The sequence below is a fragment of the Dyadobacter sp. BE31 genome (assembly GCF_031457695.1).
In the GTDB taxonomy this organism is placed as follows: Bacteria; Bacteroidota; Bacteroidia; order Cytophagales; family Spirosomataceae; genus Dyadobacter.
The window spans coordinates 413,866-437,390 of sequence record NZ_JAVDXA010000005.1 but is presented as its reverse complement, the minus strand read 5'-3'; the positions used below and the strand labels follow the sequence as shown (position 1 = coordinate 437,390).

Below are 23,525 nucleotides of genomic sequence, written 5' to 3'. Positions count from 1 at the left end.
ATATGGCTTTGCATCAAAATAAATGTGTATTCCTCGACCGCGACGGAGTACTGAACGAGGATTGCCCGGATTATTTGTATAAACTGGAAGAACTCGTCATACCGGAAGGTGTTGCAGAAGCGCTCAAAATGCTGAAAGAGGCTGGTTATCTGCTCATTGTGATTACCAACCAGGCAGGGATTGCCAAAGGTCTCTATACGGCGGATAATGTGTATGCCATTCACGAAGCCATGCAGCAAGTGTCTGATAATGCATTGGACGACCTGTATTTCTCGCCTTACCACCCGTCGTATTCCGGCAATTCACTGTCGCGGAAGCCGGGTTCGTTGCTGATCGAGAAGGCCATGGCCAAATACGATATCGATCCGGCACAATCGTGGATGATCGGCGACCGGGACCGTGATATGGAAGCAGGAAAGAATGTCGGTTTGAAAACGGTTCACATCATCCCGAATGCGGAAGACTCGACGGGTGATTATGCCGCTGTGAATTTGCTGGAAGCCGCCAGGCTTATATTGCAGCGGTAAATTAAGCTTTTACTACCGGCGCAGGCTGAGTTTTCTGTACTGATCCGTAAGCAGGGCAGGCGTGTTTCGTGCAAGATGATGCCACCGCCAATGTTCCGCAGACAGCCAGGAGAAGTAAGATCTTTTTCATTTTCCAGTTCGTATAAGTTTTTGTCACTACAAAAATATTAAATTAAGTTCTTTGGATGAGCGTTTTAGCCTAACTAATAACGAACTCATCCAAAGAACTTTATATACGGCGTCAGATTTTTGTTTCTGCCAGCTCCTCTTCGTGCTCTACCGTTTTGGTATCCTTCTGCGGCTGGCGGTCCTGCGGGGCACGGTCCTGAGGGCCGAAAGGCTCTTCTCTGAAACCCAACACCCTCAACATCGAGTCGCTGTTTTGCTCCTCTGCAAAAACGCGGGTCGTCAAACGGCCTTCCTCGTCACGATCGATCAGCACGTGTTTCGGTGCCGGGATCAGGCAGTGCTGAATGCCGCCGTAGCCGCCAAGTGACTCCTGATAAGCTCCGGTATGGAAGAAACCGATGTATTGCGGCTCGTTATCTTCGAAAATAGGCATGTACAAATCCGCACTATGCATTTCACTGTTATAGAAATCCTGCGAATCGCACGTTAATCCACCGAGATTTACCTTCTGATAAGGATTATCCCAGTTATTAATCGGCAGCATAATGTACTTCTGATTCATGCCCCACGAATCGGGAAGCTGGGTAATGAACGATCCGTTGATCATATACCAGAGCTCCTTGTCGTTTTGAAGCTTCTTGTCGATGATTTCATAAATCACCGCGCCGCTCTCTCCGACGGTATAGCTTCCGAACTCCGTGAAAATATGCGGAACAGGAACATTGTTCTTGTTGCAAATCCACTGGATGTTCTCGATGATCTCGTCGATCATCTGCTGGTAATCATAGTTCGATTGCAACGAAGTCTGGATCGGAAGGCCGCCGCCGATGTCGATCGAATCGAGATCCGGGCAGATCTTCTTCATTTCGCAGTATTTGAACATGAAGCGGGTCAATTCACTCCAATAGTAGGCACTGTCTTTGATGCCAGTATTAATGAAGAAGTGAAGCATTTTGAGCTTGAAACGAGGGTTTGGCTCGATCTTCTCCTTATACAGCTGCTGTACATCATTATAACGGATCCCCAAACGCGACGTATAGAATGCAAAATTCGGTTCTTCGTCCGTAGCAATGCGCATTCCGAAATGCACCGAATCCGCCGTTACCTGTGCCTCGTACGATTCGATTTCTTTGAGGTTATCCAGAATAGGCACCACGTTGAAACCTTCGTTGATCAGCTCGCTCAGGTATTGCGTGTAGCGCGGTAGCTTGTAGCCATTCGCCAGAATGTACGTGCTCTTATTGACCTTGCCACGACGGTAAAGCTCCCGGATAATGGGGATATCGAAAGCGGAAGACGTCTCGATATGGATGTTATGCTTCAGTGCCTCTTCCAGCACGAAGCTGAAATGTGACGATTTCGTGCAGTAGCAATAGGTATAAGTGCCTTTGTAATTATGTCTTTTGAAGGCATTCCGGAAGAACATGTTGGCATTCTCGATGTGTTCTCCGATCTTGGGCAGATAATTGATCTTTAACGGCGTACCATGTTCCTTGATGATATCCATCAGAGGTACATTGTTGAACAGCAATTCATTATTATCAACGTTGAACTCCATGGTGGGAAACTCGAACGTCTGCTGAATCAGGTCAATGTAGCTTTTCATTGATTTGTTTGTCGCGATGGCAATTAGTGAATTGGGTGTTAAAAAATAGGAACGAAAATGACCCGAAAATTGGGCAGAATATGTGTCATTTCCAAACACGGATCACTGTCAAATCATTCCCGTTCGAAGGCAATTTATCTCTCTATTTGCCAAGTTCATACCTGAAAATCCCCGCTTAATAATTTTTTAATTGACGAACCGGCGCCACGCTACCTATTTTCAGGCCGGAAATTCGGAAATCAACTCCACGCTTTCTGCTTCCGGACTCATTCACAGTATGTTAGATTGGACTATTTATTCTCAATATAATCCTATTTAAAATTTATACATTTCTCAACAGCTAAAAACCATTTCTATGATCTCTCTCAAAATGGCCTCGCTTTGTAAACGGCCTAAACACCGTCGAAACTGCTAATTACCAGCGTTTAAGGGCTTTCACCAGCTCGCCTTGTGCCCTATTTGACGACAATTGATTACTAATGCGTAGAAAACTTTAAACATTCTCAGAGTTTTCTTAGTTTTTGTCATTCGAAAATTTCAAATTTGTCGCTGTGAAAGAGCGAATTATCAAATCGGCACTGAACCTTTTCTGGCGTTACGGTATCCGTAGCGTCACGATGGACGACATTGCCCGCGACCTGGGGATTTCGAAGCGTACCATTTACCAGCATTACTCCGACAAGGAGGCCATTCTCGCCCTTGTGATACAGGAAGAGATCCGCACCCAGAAATGCGAAATGGAGAAATTGGAAGAGCTCGCCGAAAACCCGATCGAGGAAGCGATGTACGCCACGGTGCAAATGCAGGAAACACTGGCCGACATGAATCCCACGCTTTTGTATGATTTGAAAAAGTATTATCCCAATGCCTGGGAGCTGTTTCAGACCTACAAGCACGAGTACATTATCAAAAACATGCGGGAAAACCTCCTCAAAGGAATCGAAATGGGTCTATACCGGCCTGACATCGACGTGGAGGTTCTTTCCTTGCTGCGTGTCGAGCAGATCGTGCTCGCTTTCGACCCGACCGTTTACCCCGCCAAGAAGTTCAATATTATGCACGTGCAAACCCAGTTTCTCGGGCACTTTTTAAGGGGGATACTTTCGGAAAAAGGCTTTGAATACTACAACACCATAAAAGATAAACCAGCAACTGAACTCAATATCCATGAAAAATGCCAGAACAATACGTAGCACTTTGATGCTGCTCGCGGCACTGATCTATTTTGTACCACTTCATGCACAAACCGGCTATTCATTAAAAGAGGCCGTTGACTACGCGATCAAGCACAATCTGAATGTCAAGAATGCACAACTGGATGCGGTTTCCGCCGAAGCGCGCATCGGAGAAATCCGTGCAGCGGGTCTGCCGCAGGTTACAGGAGCTGTTTCGCTAACGAACAACATTATTATCCCAAGGTTCTTCTTGCCGGCGAAAACCTTCGATCCATCGGCGCCGGACGACGCACCACCGAGCGCCGTGAAGTTTGGGATTCCCTGGCAAGGCTCCGCTTCCGCCAATCTTAATCAGCTGATTTTCAACGGATCTTATTTCATCGGATTGAAAGCAGCTGCTACTTACCGCGAACTGGCGCAAAAAAGCACTACTTCTTCGAAAGTGACTGTCGCCGAAGCGGTAACCAAGGCTTACTACTCGGCCCAAGTAGCGGAAGAACGCGCCAAGCTGCTCGACCTGAACATCGCCCGTGTAGACTCGTCCATGCGCGAGACGAAAGCGATGAATGCAAGCGGTTTTGTGGAACTCCTGGATGTAAATCGCCTCGAAGTGCAGATCAACAATTTGCAAACCGAGCGCCAAAAAGTGCAGAACCTGATCGAGCTGAGCTATGCATTGCTGAAATTTCAGATGGGTATGCCCGCGAACGAGCCCATTAAGCTGACGGATGATATCAATGCGGTAAACGTGGCCGAGCTTCGGTCGGAGTCCGAGAGCCTGGATGTGAGCTATGAGAAAAGAATTGAGTATTCTTTATTGAACACACAGGAAAAACTGGCCATGCTCGATCTGCGCAATGTACGCTCCGGCTACCTGCCCAGCTTATCGGCATCCCTGGGATACGGCTACAATGCGGGTATGGACAAATTTTCCCAGCTATTCAATAATCCTTGGTTCAACAACATGGTACTGGCCGTGAACCTGAACATTCCGATTTTCGACGGTTTCACCAAAAAGTACCAAATCGCTCAGAAAAAGATCGCGCTCGACAAGGTCAAGAACAACCAGACCCTGCTGAAACAGTCGATCGATCTGGAAAACAATCAGGCGAGCATTAATATCAAGAATGCATTTGCCACGCTGGAAACCCAGAAACGGAACCTGACGCTTGCCGAGGAGATTGTGCGCGTTTCGAAAATCAAATATAAAGAAGGGGTAGGCTCGAACATCGAGGTGGTCAATGCCGAATCTTCTTTGAAGGAAGCGCAGACGAACTACTTCACCGCGTTGTACGACCTGATGATCGCCAAAGTGGACCTCAGTAAGGCCAAAGGCGAGCTTTATTCCGAATGATACCAATAACACTTAACAAAATTTGAAACAGCTACTTACCAATACCATGAAAAGCAATATTCTGATTATAACCGCCGTTGCCACCGTTCTGGCCTCCTGCTCCGCCAAGAAAGAAGGCCTGGAAGGTAAAAAAGAAGAACTTGCCGCGCTGAAAGCGGGGCAAGTTGAGACTGCCAAGAAGATCAAGGAGCTGGAAATCGAGATCGCCAAGCTGGATCCGAAGAAAACAACGGAAGCCAAAGTGAAGCCGGTTTCGATCACGACGTTGAATGCCGAGACGTTCAAGCACTATGTAGAGCTGCAAGGCACCGTCGACGCGAAAAACAACGTGATGGTTACACCCAAAACAGGCGGTGTGATCGTGGCGATGTACGTCAGGGAAGGCGACGCAGTGAAGGCAGGAAGCGTGATCGGCAAGATCGACAACAGCATTCTGACCGAATCCATCGAGGAACTGAAAACTTCGCTGAGCCTCGCCAATACGCTTTACGAAAAGCAGAAAAACCTCTGGGACCAGAAGATCGGTACCGAGCTGCAATACCTGCAGGCGAAAAACAACAAGGAATCGCTCGAAAAGAAACTGGTTACGCTGAATACCCAGCTTTCGCAGACGAATATCGTATCGCCGATGGCAGGCGTGGTGGACCTCGTGAATGTGAAAGTAGGTGAAATGGCTTCCCCGGGCGTGGGCGTAGTTCGCGTAGTGAACCTGGCCAACCTCAAAGTTTTGGCCAAAGTATCGGACGTTTATGCTGCCAGCGTGAAAAAAGGCGATGAAGTGATCGTCAAATTCCCTGACCTGAAAAAGGAATTCAAAGCGAGAATTTCATTCGTGAGCACCGCAGTTGATCCGTTGTCGAGAACATTCACCATTGAGGCCAACCTGCCTTCCGACCGCGACATCAAGCCCAATATGATGGCGCAGGTACAGATCAACGACGCGACCAGCAAAAACGCACTAGCCATCGATCAGAACTACGTTCAGAGCACGGAGAAAGGGAATGTGGTGTACGTAGCCGTTACCGAAGGCAACAAAAAGGTGGCCAAAGCGAAAGAGGTGAAGACCGGTCTGAGCTACAATGGCAAAGTCGAGATCCTTTCGGGCCTTTCGGCAGGAGATCAGCTGATTACGCTCGGTTACCAGGAAGTTTCCGACGGCCAGCCGATCAGCTACTAAATACGAATAAGAGTGACGGCCGTCAAAAGGTCAGTTATAGTCAGGAGTTGTCAGGAATGTACGACTCTTGCCCGTCCCGGCGGGATCATTCACTCATTCACTCATCGCACCGGCGACCCGGTCAATCATTCAACATTATGAAATTTAGCGAATATAAAACCTTAGGCTTCACCAACTGGTGCGTAGAGAACAGGACGACGATCTACATCTTTACGTTCATCATCACGCTGGCGGGCTTCATGGTGTACAATAACCTGCCGAAGGAGCAGTTCCCGGATATTAAAATTCCGCAGATCTACATTAATACGGTGTATTTCGGAACAGCGCCGGCCGATATCGAGAACACGATCAACAAGCCGATCGAGAAGCAGCTCAAATCCCTCAACGGGGTCAAGAAGATCAAATCCAATGCATTGCAGGATGTTTCGGTAATCCTCGTAGAATTTACCCCGGATGTGGCTGTGGAAGTGGCTTTGCAAAGGGTGCGGGATGCCGTAGATAAAGCCAAAACCGACTTGCCCCAGAACCTCGACTCCGGCCCGACAGCCCAGGACGTGAACTTCTCGGAGTTCCCGATCATGAACGTCAACATAGCCGGTAACTATTCTTTGAAACAACTGAAGGAATACGCCGAAGACCTGCAAGACGGCATCGAAGCATTACCTGAAATTACCCGTGTGGATATCCTGGGGGCATTGAACCGCGAAATCCAGATCAACGTGAACCTGGATCGCATGAAATCGACGGGTTTGACATTTTACGACGTTCAAACGGCCATCCAGAGTGAAAACATTAACGTGTCGGGTGGCGAACTGAATGTGCAGGGCGTTCGTCGTACGCTGCGCGTGAAAGGCGAGTACACCGATGTGAACGACATGGCGAACATCCGCATACGCACGTCCACGGGCGCAACCGTCCGCCTGGGCGACATCGCCGAAGTGGTCGATAGCTTTGAAGAACAACAGGATTTTGCTCGTCTGGCCAACAAATCGGTAATTACGCTGAACGTGATCAAGCGTTCGGGAGAGAACCTGGTCGACGCGGCCGATAAAATTGAAAATGTCATCGCGGATTATAAAGAAAATCGTTTTCCTGCCGGTCTGGATGTTAAAATTACCGCCGACCAATCGATCCAGACGCGCGCCGACCTGCACGACCTGATCAACACCGTTGTACTTGGCTTCATTTTCGTGGTACTCGTACTGATGTTCTTCATGGGTGTGCGCGACGCGATCTTTGTCGGGCTCTCCGTACCGCTATCCGCGCTGGTAGCATTTGTATTAATGCCGATCATCGGCCCGATGGTAGGCACCGAATTTACATTGAACACCATCGTACTATTCGCATTCCTGTTGGGTATCGGTCTGGTAGTGGATGACGCGATCGTGGTTATCGAGAACACGCACCGCTTGTTCAACATGCATAAGGATTGGACGATCCAGCAGGCAGTGAAAGCGGCGGCCGGTGAGGTATTCATTCCCGTACTTTCAGGTACACTCACGACCATCGCGCCGTTTTTCCCGCTCCTTTTTTGGTCGGGGATAGTCGGGGAATTCATGAAATTCATGCCGCTCACGCTCATTATCACGCTCGGAGCATCGCTTTTTGTGGCTTATGTGATGAACCCGGTATTTGCGGTGTCGTTCATGGGCCGCCATGATGATGAGAAGGAAGCGCATGACACCAGTTTCAAAGCGATCCGCCGGCCGGTGATTATCCTTGTAGTAGCCGCAGCAGTCGGCTATCTGATCGACCGCGGCGTGGGTAATTTCTTTGTATTTATATTGATACTCTGGATTTTCAACCACTACATTCTGACGCCGCGCATTCTCGTCCCATTCCAGGACAACTTGCTTCCTGCACTAAAGAACGGCTACCGCAAGCTCATCGACTGGCTGCTCAGAGGATGGCGCCCGGTGGTAGCGATTATAGGTGTGTTCATCCTGTTGATTGCCACCTTTATCATTACCGGCATCGCGCAACCCAAAGTGTTGTTTTTCCCAAGCGGCGATCCCGACTATGTGTATGTTTATAACAAACTACCGATCGGAACAGACGCCCGCGTAACCGACTCCGTAACCAAGATCATCGAGAAACGTGTTTTTGATGTTTTGGAAAAGGAAAAAGCCATGGATATGGTGAATTCGGTGATTGCCAACGTGGGCAAAAACGCGGGTGACCCATACAACCCCGACCGCTCGGCCACGCCGCACAAATCCAAAGTGACCGTAGCATTCGTGTATGGCACGGAGCGCGGCGGCAGGTCTTCCGAATTGATCCTGCGCAAAATCCGCGACGCCGTATCAGGCATTCCGGGCGCTGAAATCTCCGTAGAACGTGAAGCAGTCGGACCGCCGACCGGTAAACCCATTTCGATCGAAATTTCCGGTGATGAATTTGAAGTACTTCAAAAACTGGAAAAAGACGTGCTGAAAAAGGTGCAGGATTCAGGTATTGAAGGAATCGACCAGCTCCGCTCCGACCTTGTAACCAACAAGCCCGAGATCGTGATCGACATCGACCGCGAGAAGGCACAACGTGAAGGCATCAGCTCGCAGCAGATCGCGCTGGCAGTTCGTACGGCATTATTCGGTCTGGAAGTTTCGAAATTCCGGGATGATAAGGATGAATATCCGATCATGGTAAGATTGGAAAAAGACGACCGTGAGCAGATAGAGAAACTATTGAGCCTGAATGTGGTTTACCGCGACATGAATATGGGCGGTGCATTGCGTCAGGTCCCGATTACTTCCGTTGCCAATATTCACTATTCAACGACTTTCAGCCAGATCAACCGCCAGGACCAACGCCGTATCGTAACATTAGGCTCCGACGTATTGCCAGGCTACAATGCCAACGAGATCGTGGCACAGATCCAGACGCTGATCCAGGATATGGAGGTGCCTAACGGCTATATTATTAAAATGGGGGGAGAGCAGGAAGAGCAGGCCGAATCCATGTCGTTCCTTGGAACTGCATTCGGTGCGGCGATCATGCTCATTTACCTGATCCTCGCGACGCAGTTCAACTCCGTGATCAAGCCATTCATTATCTTCTTCACGATCGTACTATCGCTGATCGGGGTGTTGCTGGGCTTTGTCATCTTCCACAAAGACTTCTCAATCATCATGTCTGGTGTGGGTATCATCGCGCTGGCTGGTATTGTGGTGAAAAACGGTATTCTCCTCATCGAGTTCATCGAAGAGCTCCGCGGACGCGGGTACCCGATGCGCGAGGCTATTATTGAAGGCGGCGCGATCCGTTTGACTCCGGTATTGCTCACAGCTTCTGCGGCTGTACTTGGTCTGGTGCCGCTTGCATTGGGTATCACAGTCGATTTCGTCGGCCTTTTCCGCGACCTCGAACCCCACCTGATCGTCGGAGGCCCTAGCTCAGTGTTCTGGAACATCCTCGCCTGGACGATCATTTTCGGTCTGACATTCTCAACCCTGCTGACGCTCATCATGGTACCATGCATGTATTACGTGAACGAGCGCATCCGCGACAAATGGTTCCGGAAAGGCAAGGTGGATGTCGTGAACCCGAACTGGCAGAACGAAAGCATCTAGTTAACCAAGCATTTATTGTTCATTTCAGGTTAGTTCAATTTTTTTCAACCTGAAATGAACAATAATCCAAAACATTCTTAGATTTGCAACCCCAAAGAGCAGCCGTAAGGCATTCTTAGAAGTTCGGGATGTAGCGCAGCCCGGTAGCGCACTAGCATGGGGTGCTAGGGGTCGCAAGTTCGAATCTTGTCATCCCGACATTGATTATCAGGCTTTTAAGTGTAACAACTTAAAAGCCTGTTTTGTTTAGTCGGACATTTTGCGAGATTGCTTGGGCTGTTGTGGACAGAATTGTTAGTGACCTATTAAAATCTAGATAAAACTTTTCGAGATTTTCACTAGCAGCTTCTCGACCAGCACTAAAATACCGTCACACCTCCGGCGAATTACCCTGCTGCCAAGCAACACTTGAATCAAATATTACAAACCGATAAGATCGGCTTAGAGTGAATTTCATCTCTTGATCGGAGGCTGGCTGCTTATAATATCATACTGTTATATAACATTTCGTATACACGTATCCTAATTCACTGATAAATTCGGCTCAGAGCTTAGCCGGGATTGCAATTACGGATTTTCGTAGTGGAAAGATTCACGGTGAAAACGTACTGTAAACTCAAAAAAGAGAGACGATTACGATGAAAATCAAATTTTCATCTTTCCCAGATAACACTAAGTACTGTGTTAGTGAAAGGTTGATAGAGTCCGAAATCCGGCGGATAATAGCGGGGAACGCTTGGTATTAATTTTAGAAAAAACAAGGTATATCTCTGTTTACTTTGATACATTTGGCATGACTCAATATGTATCAAAGTATCAATGCGCCTCTATCAACCAGTATTAACCTTTCTTGCCTTTTTGGCGTTGTCTATTTCCTGTAAGAAAAAAAATGAAGAAGTTAAACCCGTCGAAAACTGCCGGTTTGTGGGCAAATCGATTATCTCGGAACAAAAAACCGCTGCTGAGACATCGGTTGGGACAACCGAGTCGAATTTCAAGCAGGATGACCAAGGCAGGTTAACGCTTGTAACGTTCTCGCGAACCGAATCCAGGAAAGACTCAACGGGTGTTTATGCCAGCAGCACAGACGAAGAGACCTACGAATTTGTTTACGATACAGAAGGTTTTTTGACAGAGTTGAAGCGACACGACTTGCGATTACAACAAGGGTCCGCAAATTTTTTATTCGGCTATGCTACCCTTCGATATCGAAAAGGAAGAATGGAAACAACCAGCGTTACATCCTTTGTATATAATGAAGGCCGGTTGCAATCGTCAAAATATGTCAGCAATCTTGTTGTTCAAGGTGATAACCTGCCGGCTGCAAACTTTCCTGAAAGTTACACAATCAGCTATAAATATGATTCGAAAGGCACTATCCAAACAGCGACTGGCGGTGGCTGGGTAGCAAAGTACACAAATGGAGTCCGTGCATCCAGCGCCTCAGATGATGGCAAAATTGTTTGGAAATATGATGACCTGGGAAGAATGATCAGCTATTCGTCTCCATATGACGAAAGAACTTTCAAATATGATCAGAGAGGAAATCAAATTTTTCAAGATTCCTATGACAACGGGGTGTTTGTTTTCTCAACCGAAACCAAATTTGATGACCATACGAATCCGGACAGTACAATCCCATCTCGCTACAAGGGAATTCCCGACCCCATTAAAGTCACTTATGCGGATGACAATTCAAACAACATGATCGAAAGTACAGTTCTTCATCGAAATGACGAGCCACTGATCACATCAAATGTTTGGACTTATCATCCCAACGGCTTGCCAGCGGCATCCACTATGAAAACCGGAACGGATTTCTATAAGACAACCCAAATCACAAAATTTAAGTACGAAAACTGCGATTAGGATTCAACCCCAGATAATTAAGTAATGAACTGAGAAATATCCAATAGGTACCAGGAGCCTTAAAGGCGAGTCTGGTCATCCTCTCCGAATAGTAAAATGCCTTCGGTATACACCAAAGGTTACTTTCAACCTGCTGATTATCTGGCGTGGACGAGCCTTAGAAATTTAACATAATGGTCATGAACAGCCGTGACGGACGCCGTAAAAATGATTACCTTTCGAGTTAATTTAAGCTCGTGAATAATCTGCGCTGTCAATGAAAGACCAAGTTCCATATTGGGCCGAGAGAATAGCTCTTTACAGCGATCAATCGGCCTATGAAAATTTGTTTTTTCATCTTTACGATCCCCTGGTAGGATGTTCATACGCCATTCTCAAAAACAGGGAGACTGCGGAAGAGATTGTATCCGATGTGTTTGTCAAATTATGGCGCGAACGTGGCAGGGTATCGGAAATCCTCAATCTTCGCGTTTACCTGTATGTGTGCGTCAAGAATGACTCGCTGAAATGCCTTGCCCGCACCAGCCGCATGAAGGAAATCAGCTGGCACGACTTGCCTACCGACGCTCAAACCGGAGCTTCGCTGTCGCCGGAAGAAATGCTGATCTCCAATCAGACCGTCAGACAAATTGAAGCCGCCATAGAATCCCTCCCGCCCAGGTGCAAAGAGATTTTCAAAATGGTTAAAGAGGACGGACTTAAATACAAGGAAATAGCAGAAATGCTGAATATCTCCGTCAAGACGATCGACGCTCAGATGGCGATCGCCGCGAGAAAAATCACGGAATCCATCGGTTTTCTGATGAACCATTAAAATTTTAAAAAAACTTCCCCCGCGCTTAGGTGATTCCGCTGATTTCGGGATCCTTGGTTCAGAAGTCCTAATGAACCAGAAGCATGACCAACGATCAAGTATACGAGCTGATTGCCAGAAAACTCTCGGGAGAGGCCACTCCGGATGAGCTGAAGGCATTGGATCTCCACCTGAAAAACGAGCCAGAACTTGCCCATCAGGCCGAACTACTTGATCTGTATTTTTATCAGCCAGCATCTGTTAAAGCGGATACCGATGAAAAATCCCGGGCCTGGGAAAATCTTCGGTCGAAGCTGAATAGCGAGTTTCCGGATGAATATCCTGTTAAACCGCTCGCTTCAAAATCCGTCAGACCTGCCATTTTCATCCAGTACAGAAGTTGGATAGCCGCCGCTGCGAGCGTGTTGCTCATTGTTTCATTGGCAGTGTTTTATTCAGGCTGGCGCAGCCGGCACGGCGTATCTGCTTCCCTGGCCATTAGCAAAAAAGCATTTATTGAATTAAAAACGGAAAAAGGAACACGGCTTAACAAGGTGTTGCCCGACGGCACCAAGGTATGGCTCAATGGAGATAGCTACCTTTCCTACAATGCCGACTTCGGCAAAAGCAAGCGCGACATCACGCTCGTAGGCGAAGCGTTTTTCGATGTAGCACATAATACCCGTGTACCATTGACTGTTCATGCGAAGGATGTAAATATCCTCGTTACCGGCACCGCGTTTAACGTAAAGAGTTACTCCGGAAACAATAAAGTGGAGACAGCCCTGCTCCGCGGATCGGTGGAGGTTTCGCGTCAAAGCCAGCCTGAGCAGGTGGTCAAATTAAAGCCCAACGAGAAAATCACCATCAATATCGACGATCCAGCGTCGGCATCCTCCCATGAAGTACTCCCAATTGGCAAAGCAACGGAACGTAACGGAGCCTCCTCAGTGAAGTATCAAATTGAGGGCCTTAAGGAAAGCTCGATAGCCAATATGATCCCCGAAGTTTCGTGGGTGGAGAATGTGCTGCTGTTCGACAACGAGCCTTTCGGCGAAGTGATCGACAAAATGGAGAAATGGTACAATGTTGACATTCAAGTGCAGAATCAGGAATTGATGTCGCGGAGATTTTCAGGCGTTTTCAAGGATGAGAATATCATACAAGCCGTTGAAGCTCTTCAAATCATCATACCGCTGCAATTTGAGCAGCATGGAAAAACGATAATTATTAGATAACCTAAACCAACCTCTATGGCATAACCTCAACCATCCCATAAACAAAAAGAGATGCGCTAACATCTCTTTGAGTTTACCCGATTTCAAAACGATACATACTTCTTTGAGCGGACGTCTGTATCATTTTTTCAACCTTCAGGTCTTCAAATTTATGAAAAAAATGATTGTATCCCAATCATCATGGGATACCCTTGCCAAATTCCGCAAACTGTTCTTAATCATGAAATTGACTGCAATCCTGTGCATTGTAGTGTGTTTGCATGTTTCTGCAATAGGCTATGGACAAAATAAGATCAGCATCAAGGTCAAAGACATTGCGCTGAAACATTTGTTCACCAAGCTTCAAAAGCAGACCAGCTACCGTTTTCTGTATGAAGACTCGCAATTGCCCAAAAATGCGCGATTTGACGTTGATGTGGAAAATGAATCCATACAGGGAGTGCTGGACAATGCCCTGAAAAACAGCTCTCTGCAATACAAAATCCTGAACAACAATCTGGTGGTAATTACCTCGGTGGCGACCGGGCCGTCCGTCCGGGTATTGAATGGAGAGGTTAGGGATGAAAGCGGTGAACCGCTTCCGGGAGCGAACATCCAGATCAAAGGAAGCAGGTCGGGAGCGACTTCCGACGCAAATGGCCGGTTTTCGATTGAAGTCACCGAGAATACGACTCTGATTATCTCGTTCATCGGATACATTACCCAGGAAATCAATGCACCCGACAGCGGTTATATGCGGGTCAGTCTGGTACCTGGCGACAAAAACCTGAATGAGGTAGTTGTGGTGGGCTTTGGTGTGCAGAAAAAAGCAAATCTCACAGGCGCCGTTGATGTAGTGACCTCTCAGCAGTTGGAAAGTCGCCCGCTGTCAAGCCTGGGTGGAGGGCTCCAAGGGCTTATTCCGAACCTGAACATCACCCTGGATAACGGACGCGCTACGACTGCGGCCAATTTCAACATTCGCGGTTTCACGAGCATCAATGGCGGAGAGCCGCTGATCCTGGTGGACAATGTACCTTTTACGATGGCCGAAGTAGCGATGTTCAATCCTAATGACATTGAAACAGTGTCGGTTTTGAAAGATGCAGCAGCTTCTGCTATCTACGGCTCCCGTGCTGCTTTCGGCGTTGTGTTGATCACAACCAAATCGGCGAAGGGAAACAAAATGAATGTCAGCGTGAATGCGAATATGGCCTTCAGAACTGTGGGCAAGTTGCCGGAACTCGTCACAGACCCATACCTGGTAATGAAGTACAAGCATGACGCGGCCATCCCTCTCTACAACTTGTTTCCCGATGCGGCGCGCGTGTACGCAAAGGAACGATCGGAAAACCCTTCATTACCGGCCGTCATCATCAATCCGACCAACACGGCCAACTGGGCTTATTATGGTTCCACGGATTGGATCAAGGAAGCCTATGAAAAGGGCGCACCGACGTACAATACCAATATTAGTTTGTCAAAAAAATCGGAGAAGCTGAGCTATTATTTTTCAGGAGATTACTATCGCCAGGATGGAATGCTGCGGTTCGGAAATGACATTTACAACCGCTACAATGTCCGAGGCAAGGTTGACTTGAACGCAACGCGCTGGCTTACATTCTCCAACAACACGCTGCTCACCGGCAATAAATATGATTCGCCGGTATTTATCGACGGCGACTTTTTCTGGAACGTGAACAGGACCAGTTCCCTTGACGTTCCCAAAAACCCCGATGGAAGCTGGACTTCCGCAGGAGCCAGCCTATTAGGCAGGTTACAGGAAGGTGGCAGGGCCGACAGCCGCACCAACGATTTCCAGACCACGTTTTCATTCAATGCGGCCTTAGTGAAGGATGTCTGGGATGTAAAGGGAGAAGCTACCGTCAGGCGCGGCGCGACGTTCGTGAAGTCGTTCGATATCCCGATTGGTTATAAAACCGGGCCGAACAACCCGATCGGCTATGCCGGCTCTACCAATACCTGGGCACAAAACGGCAGCACCAACACCAACTACACGGTGCTCAACCTCTATACGGATTTCCATAAAAACATCGGCAGCCATTTTGTGCAAGGGCTCGTCGGCTACAATCAGGAATACCGGATTGCAAAGACGTACACCGCCCGGCGCAACAACCTGATCGCCAACACGCTCCCTTCCATCGGATTGAGCACCGGCTCCATGGTGGAATCGGAAAATATCGGAGATTACGCCTTGCGAGGATTGTTTTACCGGCTTGCCTACAATTACAAAAACCGCTATTTGCTCGAATTGAACGGAAGGTATGACGGATCTTCCCGGTTTCCTCAAAACAAGCGCTGGGGATTCTTCCCTTCGGCATCTGCCGGCTGGCTGTTGTCCGAAGAGCAGTTCATGGCGCCTGTCAAGAGTGCCATTGGCCTCACTTTGCTGAAAGTTCGAGGTTCGTACGGCTCGCTGGGTAACCAAAGCGCAGTGGGCAACTACGATTACATCCCTACGATGAGCAGCGCTCAGGTGGGTCAGATATTGGGAACCGGCCGCCCGATGACGGTAAATGCTCCCGGCGCAGTTTCCGACAATTTTAGTTGGGAAACCGTTTCTACGCTCAATTTTGGCGTTGATCTAGGCTTTTTCTCCAACAGGCTTGAATTCAATTTCGACAAGTACACCCGTTACACCCGCGACATGCTGATTGCAGGAAAAACCCTGCCTGCTGTTTTCGGAACGTCGGTGCCGCGCGTGAATGCCGGTGACCTCAAGACCAGCGGATGGGAATTGCGGTTGAACTGGCGGGATAAAGGAGAGCTGGCCGGATCGCCGTTTTTCTACAATATCAATTTCTCCCTGGCCGACAACCGGACCACCATTACCCGATTCGACAATCCTACCAAACTCCTCAGCAACTACTATGTCGGACAGCAGATCGGCGAGATCTGGGGAGCGGAAATCGAAGGATTCTTTCAAAATGAGGACGAACTCAAGAGCCATCCTAACCAGCGGGCTATGGGTACCGACGATCAGTCCTACCAGTTTTTTGTGGGCGATCCGAAATTCAAAGACCGCAACAACGATGGCATTGTCGACAAAGGAAACAGCACGGTTGATAATCCCGGGGATTTGTACAAAATCGGGAACTCTACCCCGCGCCTGGCCTACGGCCTCGATCTTTCGGGAGGATGGAAAGGATTCGATTTGCGGGCTTTCTTACAGGGAGTCGGCAAACGCGACTGGTATCCTGGTGCCTCAAATGTTTATTTCTGGGGTGTTTACGCCCAGCCATGGACCAATGTTACCGTGCAGAACCTCGATAGCTGGACCCCGGACAACAGGGATGCCTATTTCCCCGCGATCCGTGCCTACACCGCCGAGGATAATATGGAGCAATTGGGGATACCTAACAAAAGATATCTGCAAAATGCGGCCTACATGCGCGTGAAGAACATTACGCTCGGCTACACGCTGCCACGATCGATGCTCAAAAAGGTGGGTCTGGAAAAAGTACGTTTCTATATCAGCGGAGAAAACCTCTTTGAGATCTCGCATATCAAAGTCAATATCGATCCGGAATCATTTGGAAAGGCAGCCTACCCTTTCCAGCGCACCTATTCATGCGGGTTGAACTTCAATTTTTAGGAATAAAATCTCTTACTGACATGAGACTTTTTCAATATATACTAACTCTTGCGGGCATTTTCCTGCTTGCGTCTTGCGACGACGACTTTCTCCAGAGAACGCCGCAGACGGCGATTACCAAAGAAGATTTCTTCAATTCCCCCCGCGACCTGGAAACATACACCAATGGCCTTTACGGGAACCTGGGCGCGAGCTGGGATGACATCTATTCCGACAACATTTCCATCTACACGGGCGGAAATGAAACAGACAATCTGATTCGCGGCGGTGTGACGCCCGCTACCGTAGGCGGATGGAATTCGTGGGCTCAGCTTCGCAGTATCAACTATATGCTGGACAATACGTCCAAAACTACCGGTGACGCTTCACTCATCAACCATTATGTAGGGGTTGCCCGGTTTTTCAGGGCGCTGATTTACTACCGTATGGTGAAAAGATACGGCGATGTGCCCTGGTACTCCCACGTAATGGGTACCAACGACGAGGAAATGCTTTACAAAGCGAAAGACCCGAGAACTGTCGTGGTCGATTCCGTTATGAGCGATCTGGAATTTGCTGCCGCAAACGTACTGCCTTCCCGAACCAACAACACTTTGCTAACCCGCTGGGCGGCGCTGGCGCTTCTTTCCAAAATAGCTTTACACGAAGGGACTTTCAGGGCCTATCATGACGAGCTTGGGTTAAAGGCTTCCGCGCCTCAATTCCTGCAAAGAGCAGCCTCCGCCTCGCAGGAGCTTATGGAAAAAGGTGGGTTCGAGATTTATAATACCGGGGCGGGAGCTGCCGATTTCCGTGCATTGTTTTCAAGCAATAATCTTTCTGCCAACAAGGAGGTGATATTCCTTCAGAAGAACAGCAAGGAAGAAGGCGTCGCCAACAACACCCACGTGGTACTCGACTGGCAATGGGCCCTGAGCGGCAGCCTGGCCAATGAATTCCTGATGAAAGACGGAACGGCATTTACCTCGCTGCCTGGCTACGATAAGAAAACGTTTGCCGACATCTTCCGTGATCGCGACCCAAGAATGGCCGAGACGATCATGCCTCCGGGATTTTCGACCGTTCCGGCGACCAACAATCCGTACATTATCAAACCGAGCTTCGGCGGTTACCTGCAACTCAAATTTTATCCGCGTGATCCCGCTTTGAGAGGAGGTTGGGCGCTGAATTATACAGACCTCCCCATTTTCAGATATGCGGAAATTTTGCTGATCAATGCCGAAGCAAAGGCTGAACTCGGAACGATTACGCAAGGCGATCTGGACAAAACGGTAAACCTTTTAAGGCGGCGTGTAAAAATGCCCGACCTCAGTCTATCGGCGGCAAATTCATCCCCGGATCCTTATCTGGCTGCGCGGTACCCGGCGGTAACCGGTGCTTCAAAGGGCGTTATTCTCGAAATCCGCCGAGAACGCCGCACCGAAATGGCTTGTGAGGGGTTACGCTTCGACGATCTTTACCGCTGGAAAAGCGGTGCATTGCTCGGGCAGGACTCCAAAGGTATGTATGTGCCCGGATTGGGCGGACTGGATGTGACGGGCGACGGCGTTGCCGACATCGCCATCCTGAAAGCAGTGGGCGAAGAGGCCCCCATCGCCGGACTTCCCGAAGAGGTTAAATCGAAAGTGGTGAAATACTACCTGTCCGACGGCAGCTTTTACCTTTCGAATGAAACATCCGGCAATATCATGTTCGGCAGGGACAAGCAACAGCCGAGAAGTTTCAACGAAGCGAAATACTACTATTTCCCAATTCCACTCGAACAAACGATTCTCAACAAAAATTTGAAACAACCCAAAGGCTGGGAATAAGATACCACTTCTGATTATGCTTTTTCAGGACATGGGACTTTGCTATCAAAGGCCCATGTCCTTGCATAACCGGAACAAAGTCGGGTTATTTGAGTTTCTTTTTTAGATCCGAGATTTGAGCACGAACAAAACCGCCTCCACACTTCCACAAACCAAACAGCATTTCGAAACTCTCGACGGGCTCAGGGGCGTTGCCGCATTCGCCGTTGTCATATTTCACTTTATGGAATGGGTTTATACCGACCCCTCCCAAAACTTTATCGGCCACGGCTTCCTCGCAGTCGACTTCTTTTTCTGTCTTTCAGGCTTTGTGATCGGCTACGCCTACGACGACCGGATCGGCAAAATGGGTCTCCGCCATTTTTTCATATCACGGATCATCCGGCTCCATCCGCTCGTTATCGCGGGATCGGTATTGGGCCTGCTGGCGTTCTTATTCGACCCATTTGGCGGCCATCCCGAACTATACAGCACCGGTAGAATCATTCTCACGTTTCTGTGCTCGCTATTCCTCATCCCCTTTCCTACAATAGCCGACCGCGCATTCAACCTGTTCAGCTTCAACGCGCCGGCATGGTCGTTGTTCTGGGAATATGTAGCCAATATTGCTTATGCATTGGTACTTTACCGGATTGCCCGCAGCTATCTGCTTTTACTGACGATCCTTTCAGCTCTGGCTATCTGCTTTGTAGCTTACCAATCGGGAAATCTGCTCGGCGGTTGGAGCGGCCCTACATTCTGGGACGGATGCGCCCGCGTTTCGTATTCCTTTTTGGCGGGACTGCTCATTTACCGTTCCAACTGGATCATCCAAAACAAACTTGGATTCGTGGGAATGGCAGCATTGCTATTGCTTGCTTTTCTGATGCCCATTTCTCAATGGAACTGGCAATCTGAGCCCTTGGTAGTGTTATTTTATTTCCCTTTACTAATCGCTTTGGGGGCAGGAACCACGCCATCCCCCCGCTTAAAAGCACTTTCCATGTTCTCCGGCAAAATCTCCTATCCTCTGTACATGACGCATTATGCAGCACTATGGATGTTCGGAAATTATTACCTTAGCCACAAGCCGGATGGTATGCAGTTGACCCTCGTTATCGTCGCCGGAGTGATGGCTCTGACGGCGGCGGCATACTTGGTAATGGTGATTTATGATATTCCGGTGAGGAGGTATTTGAGCGATAAGCGGGCTGGGAGGGTTTGACGAAGAGAAGTAATCGGCTGGTATATTAAGGCTGCAAAATCACTTTACCTGTTTTGCTATCGAGCATTGTCCCATCTTCTCCTTCCAGGAATACCTTGTAGCTGAAAACCCCTGCCCGGATATTCTCTGGAATCCAGAACCACTCGACTACCGGTAACCCCGCAGCAACCGTCAAAGTTTTATCATCTATTTCGTTCCCCCGCTGATCATAAATAATATAGCGAATCGACCTCAATGCCTCCGACTTAGTAGTTTTTAATTCAAATCGTACAAATGAAGTCGCCGGATTGGGGCTCGCCACCAGGCTGTACTGTATTTCATCTTGTTTGAATATTTCAAAGCACATTCGATATGGCTGGGAAACTTCAATGCCGGCCCGATCCCGGGCATTAACCATCATTTCGTACTTTCCCGGCCCCAACTTACTCGAATAATTCAACGTCACTCCTCTGCTTCCCAACGCTTGCATGGCCAGTTTGTTTCCTGCATAAGAAAGCCGCTCAAAATCGCAACGGTCATCGGTACAAGGCTTTATAAACACATCAATAAGTGTGGTATCTGGCGACAGGACATTATCGTCGCAGAGGATTATACTAAATGATGGATTGATGGCAACAGGTTCATTTTGTTTCAGAAAACGTCCTGCGGACTGGACGACCAAAATGGGCGGAATGTTGTCTTTTAACGATTTACTGGAAAACATCTGCCTGTCTTTCACCAAGTCCCAGTCAATCAGCAATTCGGCATTGTTATTCTCACGTGTAAGCTCATTCAAAGTGTGCCCAGGGTCGATCCGCACTTTGATCGAATTGAGATCCTTTTCATTGGCGAAGGATAACTTTAAAAGTTGCTGGGTGGGGAAAGATTTAATATCGAGCCTGATCGAATGTGTCGCTTGCTTTCCTGACCAGGTGATCTCCAACGGCACAGTTTGTCCTGTCGTAAATCTGCCGAAATTCTTTAAATCAATATGCACACGCAGCGAATCCGACTCGCCAATCGTTTTATCCGACGAATCGGAAAATAGTGTGATCCCGCCGTCGGTCCCGAACGCATAATCGGGCTTCGCCGCTGCAAGCATCCGTAGGGCAGGATCGCCCTGCAACAACGATTGGTGTACGTAGGCAATGTTGTACTTGTCCTTATACCTGGATAAAATATCGTTGGCTGTTGCCAGCTGTATCTTGCCGATAGGCAGGTTGACAGTCGCCTGATTCTCGAACATATAATGGTACAAAGTATTCAGATAAGTCATTCCTGGGCTCACAAAACTTTCAAAAGAACTTGCAATGACCGCGATAGCCCCCCGCTCCGGTGCGAGGAGCCAATCGAGTGACAGCGTAATCCGGTCACCTGCATTAGGTGTGGATGGGAAAGGGTTGAAACGATTGCAAAACACGTTTCCGACCCCGCAACCATTAAAGTACATTACCGGATATTTGTTCAGGTTTCGGTAACCTCTCGCTTCATCCCTGGCGTGACCTATGTTCGGGTCGGTAATGATTGTCGAACCATGACCGAAAAATGTGATCATTCCTACGCCTTCATTCACATCTGCGGTGATATCGACGGGCTCCACTTCCTCCGTGGCCTGATGCTTTACATAGGCCTTCACCGTCCCGCCCACAGCGCCTTGTTGGACCATCGGTTCCAATGCGCGTAAATAATCCCGGAGCTGTATAATTTCACTGGTCGTTTTCCCTCCGCTCAAATGCAGGATCTTCTTCCGCCAGCCCGTTTCGCCTGGCCCGGCAGCCTCGTAAATTTTTACTTTCTGAAGATAGTCAACAATATTCTGGTTAGTCACTGCCGACAGCCTGCCAACGGGAATCACCGGTGCATTGACCATCCCGCCAGCTATCCCTTCCACCAGCAATGCATCCGAACCTGGAAAGCCAATCGTAGGAACTTCGTCGGGTAACTCTCGTACCATGCGTTCATTTTGCGTAATGGATTTCCCGATCAGAAACAGATACTTGTCCCTCACTCCATCAGAAAGCATGAAAGACATGAAGTTTTTGATTGCGACTGGGCTGGGTTCGCCGTAGTTGAACTGGTTATAAATGTCTTGTATTTCAAAAATTGCGGGCTTTAAATTTCCTCCGGCCAGCGATGCCCGGTACGTTGCATAGCTCATAGCACCCTTCCTGAGTGGTTCTGTGGTGATGATAATATAGTTCGCCGATTGAGGATCGTGCGCTTTTAACTTCACCTCGCTGATTTTTGTAGGAGCAACTTCGAATATTTCGGATGTGGCCAGCAATACTTGTTTCTTACCTGGTTCTCGCTCAATCATCAGGGTTTCTCCCACTCTGTTGAGAACTATCGGATCGTCCGCATCCGAAATATCGACAAACCTAAATTGGGGCGGAACACCTTTGACAAGGACCTTACTCCATTTGCCCGTAACACCGCTCAATCTGAATTCTTTGCTTGGCTGACCTCCGATTTTAAGCACCTGAGGATACTCAATCGAATAGTAAGCGATTGAAAACCGCTCCAACGGATCATCACTTACAGAACGGATCACCAGTACACCATTCTTCCCGGAATCCATATCTTCTGGTTTCATGTCAAATGTACATTCGGACGCAGCAAAGCCAGAATTGTCTATTACTTTTACGAGGCGTAATACCTCCTTGTTCTTGCCTATATAGCATTGCAATTTCCGGTCATTTTTACTCCTCCCATACAGCAGCAACTTGACCGTCGGTTTATAGGTATTTGAAGCAAAATCATTCAACTTAAACTCAAATACTGCTTCCTTCCCATTCTTATACACTTCACTTGTCCTGCTCGCCCCCAGCTCAAAATAACTATTGAAAAACCCTGGATTAATCGAGGATTTAGTTCCCATGGAGTAATCCTGCTGAAAAATCTTTATGAGCTGCTCGTTGTGATCCGGCATAACCGGCAGGGAGGGATCATTTGGCTGGTCTATCACCCGAGCCCTCTTACCCGGCTTATCACCCACCGTCAAAAAATACGCACCTTCATCCCCGTACATGCTGAAATACGGGTTCACGCGTGAGCTCATGGGCCGGTAGAGCAGCGAATCGCTTGCGCCATCGTTCGGAACCGCGTAAAAAATAATTTCCTGGTTAGCTGTACTGATGATGGACACCTCTTTGCCACGTCTCCATAGCTGCAATTTTTCAGGGGAATTAGTAGGAAAACCTTTCGGCAAGGATGAGAATGCAACCCGGTGCAAGCCCTTTTTCAATATCCCGATTTTGACGTAAGGCTTATTATAGTCGATCCAGCTGTTGGCATAAGGCGCCGTCCACTGGGCTTGTAATTGATGGCCGGCCAGCAAAGCCACAATCAGTAGCGCCTGCCTTGTGAAGTACCGCATATATTCAGGAATGTCTGATGAATCCTCAATAAAACATTACCTGGCGACTTCATCAGCTTCCTTCCAGCGAGCGTCATAGATGGATTAGCAACTGGCTTTTGCTGCCACTCCGCGTTTGTCGTA

The 23,525-nt window shown here is 48.3% G+C and carries 13 protein-coding genes and 1 tRNA gene; 12 read left to right on the top strand and 2 right to left on the bottom strand.

Annotated features, from left to right (window positions below; all coding sequences use genetic code 11):
• The first annotated feature begins 2 nt into the window (after positions 1–2).
• Entirely contained in the window at positions 3–527 is a 525-nt protein-coding gene (locus tag J2Y43_RS25105) for an HAD family hydrolase (protein ID WP_309988106.1), read from the top strand.
• A gap of 241 nt (positions 528–768) precedes the next feature.
• On the opposite strand, the gene J2Y43_RS25100 is transcribed toward J2Y43_RS25105, so the two are convergent.
• Positions 769–2,262 (bottom strand): arginine decarboxylase, encoded by a 1,494-nt coding sequence (locus J2Y43_RS25100; RefSeq protein WP_309988108.1) that lies wholly within the window; start codon positions 2,260–2,262, stop codon positions 769–771.
• Between the two features lie 551 nt (positions 2,263–2,813).
• Between J2Y43_RS25100 and J2Y43_RS25095 the strand changes: the two genes are divergently transcribed.
• From J2Y43_RS25095 to J2Y43_RS25045, 11 genes are all read left to right on the top strand, one after another.
• The gene (locus J2Y43_RS25095) at positions 2,814–3,455 is read left to right on the top strand and encodes a TetR/AcrR family transcriptional regulator (RefSeq protein ID WP_309988110.1); all 642 of its coding nucleotides are present in this window, start codon (positions 2,814–2,816) and stop codon (positions 3,453–3,455) included.
• Positions 3,430–4,791, top strand: coding sequence for a TolC family protein (locus J2Y43_RS25090; RefSeq protein ID WP_309988112.1), 1,362 nt, complete (start codon positions 3,430–3,432; stop codon positions 4,789–4,791). Before J2Y43_RS25095 ends, J2Y43_RS25090 begins: the two co-directional genes overlap by 26 nt.
• A gap of 46 nt (positions 4,792–4,837) precedes the next feature.
• A complete protein-coding gene (locus J2Y43_RS25085) occupies positions 4,838–5,968 on the top strand; it encodes an efflux RND transporter periplasmic adaptor subunit (protein ID WP_309988114.1) in 1,131 nt (376 codons plus the stop codon).
• Positions 5,969–6,105: 137 nt separating this feature from the next.
• Entirely contained in the window at positions 6,106–9,537 is a 3,432-nt protein-coding gene (locus J2Y43_RS25080) for an efflux RND transporter permease subunit (protein WP_309988116.1), read from the top strand.
• 124 nt (positions 9,538–9,661) lie between these two features.
• Positions 9,662–9,735: transfer RNA gene (locus J2Y43_RS25075), tRNA-Pro, on the top strand.
• Positions 9,736–10,356: 621 nt separating this feature from the next.
• A complete protein-coding gene (locus J2Y43_RS25070; protein ID WP_309988117.1) occupies positions 10,357–11,406 on the top strand; it encodes a hypothetical protein in 1,050 nt (349 codons plus the stop codon).
• Positions 11,407–11,662: 256 nt separating this feature from the next.
• Positions 11,663–12,220, top strand: coding sequence for an RNA polymerase sigma-70 factor (locus J2Y43_RS25065; protein ID WP_309988119.1), 558 nt, complete (start codon positions 11,663–11,665; stop codon positions 12,218–12,220).
• A gap of 83 nt (positions 12,221–12,303) precedes the next feature.
• Positions 12,304–13,437 (top strand): FecR domain-containing protein, encoded by a 1,134-nt coding sequence (locus J2Y43_RS25060; protein WP_309988121.1) that lies wholly within the window; start codon positions 12,304–12,306, stop codon positions 13,435–13,437.
• 220 nt (positions 13,438–13,657) lie between these two features.
• Entirely contained in the window at positions 13,658–17,032 is a 3,375-nt protein-coding gene (locus J2Y43_RS25055; protein ID WP_309988123.1) for a TonB-dependent receptor, read from the top strand.
• A 20-nt stretch (positions 17,033–17,052) separates the two neighbouring features.
• The gene (locus J2Y43_RS25050) at positions 17,053–18,843 is read left to right on the top strand and encodes a RagB/SusD family nutrient uptake outer membrane protein (RefSeq protein WP_309988125.1); all 1,791 of its coding nucleotides are present in this window, start codon (positions 17,053–17,055) and stop codon (positions 18,841–18,843) included.
• A gap of 115 nt (positions 18,844–18,958) precedes the next feature.
• Positions 18,959–20,047: an acyltransferase gene (locus tag J2Y43_RS25045; protein ID WP_309988127.1), complete on the top strand. Its 1,089-nt coding sequence runs from the start codon at positions 18,959–18,961 to the stop codon at positions 20,045–20,047.
• A 25-nt stretch (positions 20,048–20,072) separates the two neighbouring features.
• On the opposite strand, the gene J2Y43_RS25040 is transcribed toward J2Y43_RS25045, so the two are convergent.
• Positions 20,073–23,402: a C25 family cysteine peptidase gene (locus tag J2Y43_RS25040; RefSeq protein WP_309988129.1), complete on the bottom strand. Its 3,330-nt coding sequence runs from the start codon at positions 23,400–23,402 to the stop codon at positions 20,073–20,075.
• Positions 23,403–23,525: the final 123 nt, after the last annotated feature.

What these genes read in the sequence shown, in the direction of transcription:
- J2Y43_RS25105 (WP_309988106.1), top strand. Translation starts at nt 3, where the DNA reads ATGGCTTTGCATCAAAATAAATGTGTATTCCTCGACCGCGACGGAGTA.
- J2Y43_RS25100 (WP_309988108.1), bottom strand. Translation starts at nt 2,262, where the DNA reads ATGAAAAGCTACATTGACCTGATTCAGCAGACGTTCGAGTTTCCCACC.
- J2Y43_RS25090 (WP_309988112.1), top strand. Translation starts at nt 3,430, where the DNA reads ATGAAAAATGCCAGAACAATACGTAGCACTTTGATGCTGCTCGCGGCA.
- J2Y43_RS25085 (WP_309988114.1), top strand. Translation starts at nt 4,838, where the DNA reads ATGAAAAGCAATATTCTGATTATAACCGCCGTTGCCACCGTTCTGGCC.
- J2Y43_RS25080 (WP_309988116.1), top strand. Translation starts at nt 6,106, where the DNA reads ATGAAATTTAGCGAATATAAAACCTTAGGCTTCACCAACTGGTGCGTA.
- J2Y43_RS25070 (WP_309988117.1), top strand. Translation starts at nt 10,357, where the DNA reads ATGCGCCTCTATCAACCAGTATTAACCTTTCTTGCCTTTTTGGCGTTG.
- J2Y43_RS25065 (WP_309988119.1), top strand. Translation starts at nt 11,663, where the DNA reads ATGAAAGACCAAGTTCCATATTGGGCCGAGAGAATAGCTCTTTACAGC.
- J2Y43_RS25060 (WP_309988121.1), top strand. Translation starts at nt 12,304, where the DNA reads ATGACCAACGATCAAGTATACGAGCTGATTGCCAGAAAACTCTCGGGA.
- J2Y43_RS25055 (WP_309988123.1), top strand. Translation starts at nt 13,658, where the DNA reads ATGAAATTGACTGCAATCCTGTGCATTGTAGTGTGTTTGCATGTTTCT.
- J2Y43_RS25050 (WP_309988125.1), top strand. Translation starts at nt 17,053, where the DNA reads ATGAGACTTTTTCAATATATACTAACTCTTGCGGGCATTTTCCTGCTT.
- J2Y43_RS25040 (WP_309988129.1), bottom strand. Translation starts at nt 23,402, where the DNA reads ATGCGGTACTTCACAAGGCAGGCGCTACTGATTGTGGCTTTGCTGGCC.